We start from the raw sequence: 12,725 nt of genomic DNA, 5'->3' as shown, positions 1-12,725 counted from the left end.
GGAGGCCGGTCGCGTGGACGTGACCGGACAGGGAGGCTCTGACCTTAAAGGAAGGACAATACATGTCTCATACGCTTCATCCCCTGCGCAAGCAGCGCCTGCACCGCTCGGAACTGGCGGTGCCCGCGTCGAACCCTGCGATGGTTGAGAAGGCCGCTGACTCGGCCGCTGACGTGGTGTTCCTGGACCTCGAGGACGCCGTCGCGCCGCCCGAGAAGGAACAGGCCCGCAAGAATGCTGTGGAACTGCTGAACGACATCGACTGGGCCGGCAAGGGCAAGACCGTTTCGGTGCGGATCAACGGTCTGGACACGCATTACATGTACCGCGATGTCGTTGATATCATGGAAAAAGCAGGGGATCGCGTCGATACCCTGCTGGTGCCGAAGGTCGGCGTTCCGGCGGACCTCTACATGGTCGAGGCCATGGTGAATCAGATCGAGCAGGCCTGTGGCCTGACCACCCGCGTGGGTCTGGAGGCGTTGATCGAAACCGCCCTGGGCATGGCCAACGTCGAGGCGATCGCGCAGTTCGGCGGGCGTCTGGAGTGCCTGCACTTCGGCGTGGCGGATTACGCAGCCTCGATGCGGGCGCGCACGACGAACATCGGCGGCCTGAACCCGGATTACCCGGGCGACCAGTGGCATGCGTCGATCACCCGCATGGTCATTGCCTGCCGCGCCTATGGCCTGCGTGCAGTGGACGGTCCCTTCGGCGATTTCAGCGATCCCGAGGGCTACATCGCCGGTGCCAAGCGCGCCGCCGCTCTGGGCTGCGAGGGCAAGTGGGCGATCCACCCGTCGCAGATCGCCATGGCGAACGACGTGTTCTCGCCGCCCGAGGCCGAGGTCACCAAGGCGCAGCGCATCATCGAGGAACTGAAGGCCGCCGAAGCGGCTGGCAAGGGCGCGGCAAGCCTCGACGGCAAGATGATCGACGCGGCCTCCGAGAAGATGGCGCGCAACGTGATCGACATGGCGAACGCCATCGCCGCCAAGGCTGGCCCGATCGCGGCCGAGTAAGCCCCTGATTTTCAGGGGAGTCGGGGCAAAGCCCCGACCTACGCAAACCTCCGAGGGCCCGTACGAGGGGCCCCGGACAGGATGGCGGGGAAACCCCGGCCAACGGTTTGGAGGAGATCGAAAATGGACATTCATGAGCATCAGGCCAAGGAAATCCTGAAGGGCTTTGGCGTGCCGGTGCCGCGCGGGATCGTGGCCTATTCGCCGGAACAGGCGGCCTATGCGGCGCGAGAACTGGGCGGCAAGGGTCCGTGGGTCGTGAAGGCGCAGGTGCATTCCGGCGGCCGTGGCGAAGCGGGCGGCGTGAAGTTGTGCAAGTCGGACGCCGAGGTGGCCGACTACGCCAAGTCGCTGCTGGGCACCCAGCTGGTGACCAAGCAGACCGACGCCAACGGCAAGGGGGTCTACCGCCTCTATGTCGAAGAAGCCTCTGACATTGCGCAGGAACTGTACCTGGGTTTCGTCCTGGACCGGAAGACCGAGCGCATCATGATCGTCGCCTCCGGCCATGGCGGGATGGAGATCGAGGACCTCGCCCACGAGGACCCCGACAGCCTTGTCCGGTCCGTGATCGACCCGGCGGTGGGTCTCCGCGAATACCAGGCGCGCGACATCGGCTTCCGCCTCGGCCTCGACGGGAAGCAGGTCAACCAGTTCGTGACCTTCCTGCAGGCGTGCTACCGCGCCTACCGCGACCTCGACGCCATGATGGTCGAGATCAACCCGCTGGTCATCACCAGGCAGGGCAGCCTGATCGCGCTGGATGCCAAGATGTCCTTTGACACCAACGCGCTGTACCGCCGTCCGCAGGTTGAAGCTCTGCGTGACCCGAGCCAGGAAGACCCGCGCGAGGCCTTTGCCGCCGATCACGGGCTGGCTTACGTGGGCCTCGACGGCGATATCGGCTGCATCATCAACGGCGCGGGCCTCGCCATGGCGTCGATGGACATGATCCAGCTGGCCGGTGGTCAGCCCGCGAACTTCCTCGACATTGGCGGCGGTGCCTCGCCCGAGCGCGTCTGCCAGGCCTTCCGCACCGTGCTGTCGGACAAGAACGTCTCCGTCATCCTCGTGAACATCTTCGCCGGCATCAACCGCTGCGACTGGATCGCGAAGGGGGTCATCCAGGCCTACAAGGAAGTGGGCATCGACCTGCCCGTCGTGGTGCGCCTGTCGGGCACCAATGTCGAGGAAGGTCAGAAGATCATCCGCGAGAGCGGGCTTCCCATCATCTCTGCCGACACGCTGGCCGAAGCCGCAGACCGCGCCGTCGCCGCTGCCTCGCAAAAAATCGCCGCCGAATAAGCCCCTGAGGAGAGACAAGAAATGGCAATTCTCATCACAGATGAAACCAAAGTCGTCGTCCAGGGTCTGTCCGGGCGCATCGGACAATTCCACGCCCAGGAAATGATCGAATACGGCACGAAGGTCGTGGCGGGTGTGACTCCCGGCAAGGGCGGGTCAACCGTCCTGAACCGCCCCATCTTCAACACCGTACGCGAGGCGGTCGAAGAGACGGGGGCGACCGCGTCTCTCCTGTTCGTCCCCCCGGCCTTCGCCGCCGACGCCATGATGGAGGCCGCCGAGGCCGGGATCGAGACCGCGGTCTGCGTGACCGACGGCATCCCGGCGCAGGACATGATGCGCGTGAAGCGCTTCCTCCGCCGCTTCCCGCGCGAGCGCAAGATGCGCCTGATTGGCCCGAACTGCGCGGGCATCATCTCTCCCGGCAAGGGTTTCATGGGGATCATGCCGCCGCATATCTACATGCCGGGCCGCGTGGGCATCATCGGCCGCTCGGGCACGCTGGGCTACGAGGCGGCCAGCCAGATGAAGGCACTGGGCATCGGCATCTCCTCCTCCATCGGCATCGGCGGCGACCCGATCAACGGCTCGTCCTTCCGCGACATCCTCGAACTGTTCGAGAATGATCCCGAGACCGATGCCGTCATGATGATCGGTGAAATCGGTGGCCCGCAGGAGGCAGAGGCCGCAGCCTATGTCCGCGATCACATGAAGAAGCCCGTCGCCGCCTATATCGCCGGTCTCGCTGCCCCCAAGGGCCGCAAGATGGGCCACGCCGGTGCAATCATCTCCGCCTTTGGCGAGAGCGCGCAGGAGAAGGTGGACATGCTGTCCGCTGTGGGCATCACCGTGGCGCCGAACCCCTCGGCCATGGGCGAGACCGTCGCCCGGATGCTGGGGATGAAGGTCGAAGCATGAGCGCGTCCTCCCTCATGAACCCGGATTACACCGACTGGATCGGCCGGTCCGAGACCCGTGAGGGGGGCGTTACGCCCAACCTCGCGGGGATGCTGAACGCCGCCGTGTCGCATGATCTGTCTCCGGTGCATGCCATTGCGCCGGGGATGGTCCTGCCCTCGCTCTGGCATTGGGTGGCCTTCAACGAGTTCGTTCCCATGAGCGACCTGGGCGAGGACGGACATCCGGCGCTTGGGGGATTTCTTCCCCCGCTGCCCTTCCGCCGCCGCATGTGGGCGGGCGGCGACGTGCGCTTCAAGGGCGTGTTCCACGTGGGCGAAAAGCTGACCAAGGTCTCGACCATCCGCGCCGTGACCATGAAGGAAGGCACCACCGGAAAGATGGCCTTTGTCACCGTCGATCACGTGACGACCGGCGATCAGGGCGGCGTTGTCGAGGAAGAGCAGAACATCGTCTACCTCGACATGCCGAGATCCTTCCGGCCGCCAAAACAGACCCCGGTGCCGGAGCGTCTGGCCTATGACGAGCGCGTGCCGATGAACGAGGTCCGCCTGTTCCGATATTCGGCGGCGACCTACAACGCGCACCGCATCCACTACGACCTGCCCTATGCTAGGGAGGTGGAGAAGTACCCGGCGCTGGTGGTGCATGGGCCGATGCAGGCGACCATGGCGATCGAGGCCGCCGAGCGGCACACCGGCAAGTCGCCCTCGCGATTCACGTATCGCGTCGTGCACCCGATGTTCCACGACAGCGACATTCGGCTGGTCGGCGCGCTCGACCCGGCGGGCGGCGCGATCGAAATCGGGACAGCGACCTTCGAGGATTACCTCGGGCTGAAAGCCCGCATGGAATGGAAGACGGGCTCGCGCCCTTCGGGGGAGTGGATGAAATGAGTATCCTGACAGGCATGCGCGTCGTTGAATCTTCGGCCTTCGTGGCAGTGCCGCTGGCGGGGATGACGCTGGCGCAGATGGGCGCGGACGTGATCCGCTTTGACCTGCCGACCGGCGGGATGGACGCGAAACGCTGGCCGGTAACGGCGAGCGGAGAGTCGCTGTTCTGGGCCGGGATGAACAAGGGCAAGCGCTCCGTGGCGCTGGACGTGAAATCCCCGCGCGGCCGCGAGATCGCGCAGGAAATCATCTGCGCGCCCGGACCCGATGCGGGCCTCTTCATCACCAACCTCGCAGTGAAGGGCTGGACCGATTACGAGACCCTGTCGGACCGCCGCCGCGACCTTTGCATGGTTCAGCTGCGCGGCGACCGAAACGGGCGCCCGGCGGTGGATTACACCGTGAACCCCTCCTTGGGCTTCCCCATGGCGACGGGGCCGAAAGGCTCCACCGATCCGGTCTGCCACGTGCTGCCCGCCTGGGACTGTATCGCGGGAAGCATGGTTGTTTCCGGGGTCCTGGCCGCCGAACGCCACCGCCTGCGCACCAAGTCCGGGCAGTTCGTCGATCTGACGCTAAAGGACGCAGCGGCGGCCATGCTGGGCAACCTCGGCATCATCGGCGAATGCACGGTGAACGGCCAGTCGCGCGAAAAGCACGGCAATGCGCTGTATGGCGCCTACGGTCAGGACTTCGAGACCGCCGATGGCCGCCGTGTCATGGTCATCGCCCTGACCGAACGCCAGTGGAAGAACCTCATGCGCGTGACCGGGACCGAGACCGACATGAACTACCTCGCCGGTCGCCTCAATCTGGACCTGTCGCAGGAAGGCAATCGCTGGGAGGCTCGCGCCGAGATCACCAAGGTCCTCGCGCCGTGGTTCGCCGCGCGCAACCTGTCTGATTTCACTGACACTTTTGATCGCTCTGGCGTGACGTGGTCGGTCTTCCGCAGCTTTGCCGAGGCCTTGGCCGAGGACGCGGACCTCAGCGCAGAGAACCCGATGTTCAAGGAAATCGACCAGCCGGGGATCGGGCGCTACCTGACGCCGGGCTCACCGTTCTCCTTTGCCGGATATGGCCGCGACGACCCGCGCCCGGCGCCGGTTCTGGGCCAGCACACAGAGGAAGTCCTCGCCGATGTGGCCCGCCTGCCCGAGACCGAGATCAACAGCCTGATGGACGACGGCGTCGCCATGCAGGTGCGCGGCGACTTTCGCCTCGCGTCATGAAAACACGTTAACTCCTCCAGAGTTAACGCAGCGCGCGCCGTGGCAAACGCGGCGTCCGCACCCAAGATCCTGTGGCAGGATTTGCGCAACACTCCCTGCCATAAGGTTTCCTTTACGGACCTGCACCGTCTGTAAGGGATGAACCGGCCGGAACGGCCCCTCGATCCGGCCGGTTTTTAACCTTTTGCCTGCGTCTCCGATAAACAGCGGAAAATCGTGGTTAACGCCTCAATTTTCCGCACCGCCCCTGCCCTTCATCTTGATCCAAATACCCTCGGGGGCGCGGGGGCAGAGCCCCCGCCGTCGTGCAAAGCACGACAAACTAAAGATGGGCGCCATGCGCAGCACGACACAGGCTGAATGACGCGCAGCCACGACCTGTGCCGCACAGGCCTCGACATCAACCCACCGAAACGGCGCCAAACGAAAAGTCAGGGAACGCCCTCACTCTCCGGCGTCGATCTTCTTCATCAGGTAGGTGTCCATAACCCAGCCATGCGCCTCCCGCGCGGCGGCGCGGGTGGCGATGATGCGCTCGGCCGCCTCGTCCAGCGGGCCATGGTCGAGGATCTGTTCCGGCATGCCCAGGAAGGCGCCCCACCAGATGTACAGCCCCTCCCCCGTCAGCGCCTTGAAGGAGCACTCGCCGTCCAGCACGGTCACCACCGTCTCGGCGCCCTCGGGCCAGCCGCCGTCGCGCAGGCGGCGGCCCGTGGTGGTCAAGATGCGCCCGTTCACGGCGTTGACCGGAATGGCATGGGCGGCGGTCAGCGCCTGTACGGCCGTGATCCCCGGCAGCACCCGCAGGCGGTCGCGTGTCGTCAGCCGCAGCGCGATCCGCATGGTGCTGTCGTAAAACGACGGATCGCCCCAGACCAGCAGCGCCACGGATTTCGCCTCGCCCGCAGCCTCGGCCCAGCGCGCCGCGATCTCGTCGTGCCAGCGCTCCACGCGCTCGAGATAAGGCAGGCTCTCGTCCCGCACCGGGTAGTCAAAGAACGCCACGCGGGCCGTCACCCCCAGCCGATCCAGCAGGGCCAGCCGGATCTCGGCCAGATCATCCTTTCCGGTGCCCTTGCGCGGCACGAGGATGGTGTCCGCCGATGTCAGCGCCTCGGCCCCGTCCAGCGTCAGGTGGCCGGGATTGCCTGTGCCGATGCCCACGAGGGTGACTGTCTCGATCATGGTGCCTCCATGGAAAAGGCCCGGCGCAGATGCACCGGGCCCTGAATGTCGGATCGTGTTTCGATCAGGCGTTGTAGACGCGATCGGTGACGAGGCCGTTGGTGCGGCCCTTCAGCGCCTTGGCAGCGGCCAGCGCGCCGAGGTCGAAGATCGGCTCGACCAGCAGGACAACCATGTAGGATGCGCCGAAGGTCAGGACGCTGTCCACAGCGCCAAAGCCTTGGGCGAAGAACACCCAGAAGGCGACCCATGCGACCACGCCGCCCTGGTACAGGGCAGAGAGCTTCAGCACGTCCGAGTAGGCCAGATCGACGTAGGCGCGGCCCGCGGTCATGCGCTTGGCCACGGCACCCATGGCAAACAGCGGCACCAGCAAGGTGGTGACGTTCACCGCGTACATCGGCATGTCCCAAGGCGCAAAGAACAGGCCCTGGATCAGCAGACCCAGCGCGAGGCCGACAGCCGCAGGCGCCATGCCCATCAGCAGGAACAGCGCGGTGCCCATGATGAAGTGCACTTCGGACACGCCGGCGACGTAGTGCGGCAGCACTTCGAAGCAGACGAAGGTGCCCACGGTCGCCATCGCAGAGCGTGCGATGAAGGACAGCGGGTTGGAGCCCACGATGTCCTTGAGCGCGGCGCGCAGCATGTAGGTGGCGGAGCCTGCCGCGGTGACGGCTGCAAAGCCCATCTTGGCACCGTGCACGAGGCCGGGTTCGATATGCATGTCTGTCCCTTTCCATCTGGCCGCCCCACCGGCGACCGGGGTGCCGCGTTATGCGGCTGGATTATGTTCTGACACGGCAGGTCTCCTGACTTGCGGATCATTGCGCTGTCGGCCTTCCCGGTCCGTCGTGGACCAGTGGATTTCCTTGGCGCTCCTCGCTCACAGTTGCGGGGGCAGTCCGGGTGTCTCACCCGATTCCCTTTTCAGCCGCGCGGATGCGGCACCGTATCACTTTCAGTTAACCCGAGGCGGGGCCGCGAAACAAGTGCGTTTGCGACACTTTCAGGTAAAGCCAAGACCTCTTTGCCCGGACATTGGTCGCATTTTTCCCTATGCCTCGGCGAGTGGCCCGTAGAGGATCAGCGCAGCCTTCGTGCCCTTTTCCTGCGCCAGCTGGTCGGCCAGCGCGCGCACGGTGCTGCGGGTGATCTGCTGGCCGGGGCCGCTGACCTCTTCGGCGAGGATCGCGGGGGTATCGTCCGGCAGGCCACGGGCGGTCAGCGCCTCCAGCAGCAGGGGAAAGGTCCCCTTCCCCATGAAGACCACGGTCGAGGCTGTCGCATCCGCCAGCGCGTCGAGGTTCAGGTCCTCGGGCAGCTTGCCGCCCGCGTCATGGCCGGTGACGAACTGCACGCGGCGCGCGGTCATCCGGCGCGTCAGCGGAATGCCCGCCGCCGCCGCCGCCGCGATGGCCGAGGGCACGCCGGGGATGATTTCATAGGGGATGCCCGCGGCCTTGAGCGCCGTTAGCTCTTCTTCCAGACGGCCAAAGATGCCGCTGTCGCCGGATTTCAGCCGCACCACGCGCTGCCCGGTCAGGGCGTAATCCACCAGCAGGCGGCTGACGTGGTCCTGTTTCGGCGAGGGTCGCCCGGCCCGCTTGCCCACGCCGACGAGGTCCGCGCCCTGCCGCGCGTGTTCGAGGATCGGACCCGACGACAGGTCGTCGAAGAGCACCGCATCGGCGCGCTTCAGGCGGTCCACCGCCTTCAGCGTCAGAAGTTCCGGGTCGCCGGGGCCGGAGCCCACGAAGGATACGAAGCCGGTCATGACGCCTCCGATGTGATGAGGTGAAAGAAGGTGCCCGAGACAAGCCCGCGCACCGATCCGGTTTCCGGCACCGCGTTGCCGTCGGCATCTGCGACGGCGGCCAGCGGCGCGTCGGGTTGCTCGAGGATGGTCGAGTAGTGGAATTCGTGCCCCCTGAGCGCGGTTCCGGCGGCGAAACCCGGCATCGACGCCGACAGCAGGGCGCGGCGGTAGCCGAGGTGGAATTTCCTCTTTTCATAAGAGGTTACGAGGCCCAGCAAACCCGCCATGCGATGCGTAGCGCCGTCCTTGTCGGTCAGCGCCTCGCCCAGCGCCATGTAGCCGCCGCACTCGCCATGCACGGGCTTGGTTTCGGCATGTTTCCGCAAAGCGGCGCGGAAACGCTCCGCCGCCGCCAGCCGTCCGGCGTGCAGTTCCGGGTAGCCGCCCGGCAGCCAGACCAGATCGGCGTTCATGGCCGGGGCCTCGTCCGCGAGGGGCGAGAACGGCATGATTTCCGCCCCGGCCTCCTGCCAACCTTTGAGGATATGTGGGTAAGTGAATGAAAACGCGGCGTCTTGGGCCAATGCGATCCGCTGGGCGGGGGACTTGGGGAGATGCGCGTTTTGCGTCGGTCGGGGATGTCCCCGACCTGCCTCAAGTATGGCGTCCAGGTCCACGTGATCGCGCAGGAAATCCGCGTAGCCTGCGATGGCTGCGTCCAGATCCGGGTGCTCGACCGCCTGCACAAGCCCCAAGTGCCGCTCCGGCAGCGCGAGATCGCCGCGCCGGGGCAGCACGCCCAGCACCTTGATGCCCGCACGCTCCATCCCCAGCCGGGTCAGCCGTTCGTGGCGCGGGGAGGCGCAGCGGTTCAGGATCACGCCCGCGAAGGGCAGTTCCGGCATGTAATCGCGGAACCCCATCGCGGTGGCCGCCGCCGATTGCGCCTGCCCGCCCACGTCGACCACCAGAACCACCGGCCATCCCATGCGCAGCGCCGTCTCGGCCGAGGACCCGAACCCGGTCTGGCCCTTGGTCGCCACGCCGTCATAGAGGCCCATGGACCCCTCGCCGATGCAGAAATCGGCATCTCCCGCCTCACCCGCCAGCGCATCCAGCAAGCTGCCGTCCATCGCCCATGTGTCGAGGTTGAAGGACGCCCGCCCGCAGGCGGCGCGGTGGAACGCCGGGTCAATGTAGTCCGGCCCGCTCTTGAAGGGCTGCACCTTGATGCCCCGGTCCGCCAGCGCCCGCAGCAGCCCCAGCATCACCGTCGTCTTGCCCGTCCCCGAGGATGGGGCCGAGATCATGACCCCCTTCATCCTTTCGGCCCCTCATCCTCGGGCCGCCAGCCCGACCACGGGCTGTCCGCGCTTTGCGGGCGATACCGGCGGTCGTAATCCACCGCATAGAGACAGCTTTCGTCGAATCCCTCCTGCGCCAGCGCAGGCCCAACCAATATCAGCGCCGTGCGCGTGATTCCCTCGTCCAACTTCCCAGCGATGTCCGACAGCACGCCGCGCAGGATGCGCTGATCGGGCCACGACGCGCGGAAGACCACCGCCACCGGGCAGTCCGCCCCGTAGAAGGGCGAAAGTTCCGCCACCACCGTCTCGATGTTCTGGATCGAGAGGTGGATGCACAGGGTCGCGCCGGTGCGGGCGAAATTCGCCAAAGTCTCGCCCTCGGGCATGGCCGAGGCCCGGCCAGAGGTCCGCGTCAGCACCACCGATTGCGCCAACCCCGGCAGGGTCAGTTCCGCCCCCAGCGCCGCAGCGGCAGCGGCAAAGGACGGCACGCCGGGTGTTACAGTATACGAAATCCCCATCTCGCGCAGGCGGCGCAGCTGTTCGCCCATGGCCGACCAGACCGACAGATCGCCGGAGTGCAGCCGCGCCACGTCCTGCCCCGCCAGATGCGCGTCGGCGATTTCCTTCATGATGGCGTCCAGATCCATCGGCGCGGTGTTGACGATCTTCGCGCCCTCGGGGCAATGGCCAAGGATCGCCTCGGGCACCAGTGACCCGGCATACAGGCAGACCGGACAGGACGCGATCAGGTCGCGGCCGCGCAGGGTCAGAAGGTCCGGCGCGCCCGGTCCGGCGCCGATAAAATGTACCGTCATTCGTCTTCTCCAAAGGCAAAGGCGCAGGTGGCCTTGCCGTCTTCGGACACAACGCGCAGCGACAAGAGCCGCGCCCCCGGTCCCGCTGCCGCCAAAGCCGCTGCCTCGGCCACCGATCCCACGCCGCGCGCCTGAAGCACCACCTCGGACACGGTCTCCGTCTCCTGTTCCTGCATGAACCGCGCGGCCACCCCCACGGCGGGGCGGCGCATGTCCGCGCCGAGGTCCTCGACCAGCGGCAGTTTGTCGTCCACCGTCGCCAGCACGTCCGCGTCCTGCCCCAGACGCGCGCGCCTGTAAGCGTCCCGCAGGCTGTCGACGCTGGCCCCGCTGCGATATCCGAATCCTGCCACGATCATAGCGTCACGCTCCATTGCACCACCGGATAGGCGGATTTCCAGCCCCGGCGCGGCCCCAAGGGCGCGGCCTGCGCCAGTTCGATCCGCAGCAGGTCGCCGCCAAAGCGGTCTTGCGCCTGCGCCAGAACCACCTCGGATTCCAGCGTCACCGCGTTGGCCACCAGCCGCACGCCGGGGGTGTTCTGCTGCAACCAGTCCAGCAAGTCCACCGACAGACCGCCACCGACAAAGACCACATCGGGCCTGCGCAGGCCGTCGAGCACGGCGGGGGCCTTGCCCGTCACCACCGCCAGCCGATCCTGCCCGAGGGCGGCGGCGTTGCGCGCGATGCGGTCGGCCCGCTCGGGTTGGACCTCGATGGTGGTGGCGGTCAGCGAGGGGTCGCACATCAGCCACTCGATCGCGATGGACCCCGACCCGCCACCGATGTCCCACAGATGCTCGCCCAGCCGAGGGGCCAGTGCCGAGAGCGTCAGCGCCCGCACGGGCCGCTTTGTCATCACGCCGTCGGTCTCGAATATCGCGTCGGAGCGGCCAGAGGCCAGCGTCAGTGCCGCGCCCTCCGGCTCGATGGCGACGACGACCGGGTGTCCCACGTCCTGCGGCACGTCCTCCGCCAAACAGGTCCGCACCCGTTCCCGCGGCCCGCCCAGCGCCTCCAGCACATGCAGCCGCGAGGCCCCGAAGCCCACCGAACACAGGTAAGCGCCCAGTTCGCCAACCGCCGCCCCGTCGCGCAGGGTGACGACGATGCGCCGCCCCCGCGCCAGCACGGGCCTCAGCCGCGTCAGGGGAGCCGCGTGCAAGGCCAGCGCCCGCACGCCCTCTACCCGCCAGCCCAGCCGCGCGCAGGTCAGCGCCACGCTCGACACGCCCGGCAGCGCGCGCCATTCGCCCGCCTCCAGCCGATCCGCCAGCACCGCGCCCGCGCCGAACCAGAAGGGATCGCCCGAGGCCAGCGCCAGCACGCGCCGCCCCTTCAGCGCCAAGAGCGCCTCAACCCCATCCGAGAAGGGCACCGGCCAAGCCTTGATTTCCGCCGTGCCGCCCGTCAGAACCGCATCCAGCAGGTCAAGGTGCCGGGGCGGTCCCATGACCACCTCCGCCTGCTGCAACGCCGTCAGGGCCGCGGGCGTCAGCCCCTCCGGCCCGTCCTCGCCCACGCCGATGATCGTCAACCAGGGATCAGACATGCCGAACCCCCTCGTCCTCGGTGGCACCACCGAAGCCACCGCCCTCTGCCGCGCCATGGCCGAACAGGGCCTGACCGGCACGATCTCCTTTGCCGGCCGCGTCGAACGCCCTGTGCGCCAGCCGCTGCCGCAACGGGTCGGTGGCTTTGGCGGGGTCGAGGGGCTGGCGGCCTATATCCGCGAGAACAAGGTGACCCATTTGATCGACGCCACCCACCCCTTCGCCGCGCAGATGAGCCGCAACGCGGTGGAGGCCTGTGCGCTGACGGGAACGCCGCTGATCGCCCTCACCCGCGCGCCGTGGCAGCCGCAGGAGGGCGATGACTGGACCCGCGTGCCGGATATCGCGGGCGCCGTCGGGGCGCTGGACTGTCCCGCCGCACGCGTCATGCTGGCCGTGGGCCGGATGCACCTGGCCGAGTTCGCGCCGAACCCGCAGCATTTCTACCTCTTGCGCCTCGTCGATCCGGTGCAGGGCGACCTGCCCTTCCCCGACGCGCACGCCATCATCGACCGTGGGCCCTTCACCACGGAAAACGACAGCGCCCTGATGCAGGAACACCGCATCGACCTCGTTGTCTCGAAAAACGCCGGTGGCACCGGCGCGCAGGCCAAGATCACCGCCGCCCGCCAGCTGCGCCTGCCGGTCATCATGATCGACCGCCCCGCCCTGCCCGATCGGGCCGAGGCGCATGACGTGCAATCCGTGATCGACTGGCTGGTGCATTAGC

General features: G+C 67.2%; 13 protein-coding genes and 1 riboswitch. Of the genes, 6 read left to right on the top strand and 7 right to left on the bottom strand.

The genetic code is table 11. The features are described from left to right. Nucleotides 1–62: 62 nt before the first annotated feature. From ACP16H_RS08155 to ACP16H_RS08135, 5 genes are all read left to right on the top strand, one after another. Entirely contained in the window at nt 63–1,022 is a 960-nt protein-coding gene (locus tag ACP16H_RS08155) for an HpcH/HpaI aldolase/citrate lyase family protein (protein WP_425071784.1), read from the top strand. A 123-nt stretch (nt 1,023–1,145) separates the two neighbouring features. Then, nucleotides 1,146–2,327 (top strand): malate--CoA ligase subunit beta, encoded by a 1,182-nt coding sequence (locus ACP16H_RS08150; RefSeq protein ID WP_425071783.1) that lies wholly within the window; start codon nt 1,146–1,148, stop codon nt 2,325–2,327. A gap of 21 nt (nt 2,328–2,348) precedes the next feature. After that, complete coding sequence (sucD, locus tag ACP16H_RS08145) at nt 2,349–3,245, top strand: succinate--CoA ligase subunit alpha (protein WP_425071782.1); 897 nt, start codon at nt 2,349–2,351, stop codon at nt 3,243–3,245. Then, on the top strand, nt 3,242–4,141 hold the full coding sequence (locus ACP16H_RS08140) for an FAS1-like dehydratase domain-containing protein (RefSeq protein WP_425071781.1): 900 nt from the start codon (nt 3,242–3,244) through the stop codon (nt 4,139–4,141). The genes sucD and ACP16H_RS08140 overlap by 4 nt, the downstream gene beginning before the upstream one ends. Beyond that, nucleotides 4,138–5,373 carry a CoA transferase gene (locus ACP16H_RS08135; RefSeq protein WP_425071780.1) on the top strand — a complete coding sequence of 412 codons (1,236 nt, stop codon included), beginning with the start codon at nt 4,138–4,140 and terminating at the stop codon, nt 5,371–5,373. Before ACP16H_RS08140 ends, ACP16H_RS08135 begins: the two co-directional genes overlap by 4 nt. A gap of 444 nt (nt 5,374–5,817) precedes the next feature. Here ACP16H_RS08135 and cobF read toward each other — a convergent pair whose 3' ends face one another. The 7 genes from cobF to cbiE all read right to left on the bottom strand — a co-directional run bounded on the left by cobF (nt 5,818) and on the right by cbiE (nt 11,994). Continuing rightward, on the bottom strand, nt 5,818–6,558 hold the full coding sequence (gene cobF, locus ACP16H_RS08130) for a precorrin-6A synthase (deacetylating) (RefSeq protein ID WP_425071779.1): 741 nt from the start codon (nt 6,556–6,558) through the stop codon (nt 5,818–5,820). A gap of 64 nt (nt 6,559–6,622) precedes the next feature. Next, complete coding sequence (locus ACP16H_RS08125) at nt 6,623–7,285, bottom strand: energy-coupling factor ABC transporter permease (protein WP_425071778.1); 663 nt, start codon at nt 7,283–7,285, stop codon at nt 6,623–6,625. 58 nt (nt 7,286–7,343) lie between these two features. After that, nucleotides 7,344–7,528, bottom strand: a riboswitch (cobalamin riboswitch). 87 nt (nt 7,529–7,615) lie between these two features. Further along, nucleotides 7,616–8,335, bottom strand: a complete 720-nt coding sequence (cobA, locus tag ACP16H_RS08120; RefSeq protein ID WP_425071777.1) for a uroporphyrinogen-III C-methyltransferase — start codon at nt 8,333–8,335, stop codon at nt 7,616–7,618. Next, nucleotides 8,332–9,639 carry a cobyrinate a,c-diamide synthase gene (locus tag ACP16H_RS08115; protein ID WP_425071776.1) on the bottom strand — a complete coding sequence of 436 codons (1,308 nt, stop codon included), beginning with the start codon at nt 9,637–9,639 and terminating at the stop codon, nt 8,332–8,334. The genes cobA and ACP16H_RS08115 overlap by 4 nt, the downstream gene beginning before the upstream one ends. Then, on the bottom strand, nt 9,636–10,442 hold the full coding sequence (gene cobM / locus ACP16H_RS08110) for a precorrin-4 C(11)-methyltransferase (RefSeq protein ID WP_425071775.1): 807 nt from the start codon (nt 10,440–10,442) through the stop codon (nt 9,636–9,638). Before cobM ends, ACP16H_RS08115 begins: the two co-directional genes overlap by 4 nt. After that, entirely contained in the window at nt 10,439–10,801 is a 363-nt protein-coding gene (locus ACP16H_RS08105) for a cobalamin biosynthesis protein (protein ID WP_425071774.1), read from the bottom strand. Before ACP16H_RS08105 ends, cobM begins: the two co-directional genes overlap by 4 nt. Continuing rightward, a complete protein-coding gene (gene cbiE / locus ACP16H_RS08100; RefSeq protein WP_425071773.1) occupies nt 10,798–11,994 on the bottom strand; it encodes a precorrin-6y C5,15-methyltransferase (decarboxylating) subunit CbiE in 1,197 nt (398 codons plus the stop codon). The genes ACP16H_RS08105 and cbiE overlap by 4 nt, the downstream gene beginning before the upstream one ends. Here cbiE and ACP16H_RS08095 point away from each other — a divergent pair. Next, nucleotides 11,993–12,724 (top strand): cobalt-precorrin-6A reductase, encoded by a 732-nt coding sequence (locus ACP16H_RS08095; RefSeq protein WP_425071772.1) that lies wholly within the window; start codon nt 11,993–11,995, stop codon nt 12,722–12,724. The genes cbiE and ACP16H_RS08095 overlap by 2 nt on opposite strands. Nucleotide 12,725 lies beyond the last annotated feature (1 nt).

The organism is Sagittula sp. S175, assembly GCF_049800975.1.
Classification (GTDB): Bacteria; Pseudomonadota; Alphaproteobacteria; order Rhodobacterales; family Rhodobacteraceae; genus Sagittula.
The sequence above is the reverse complement of the archived record's forward strand: the minus strand, read 5'-3'. Positions and strand labels throughout refer to the sequence as shown.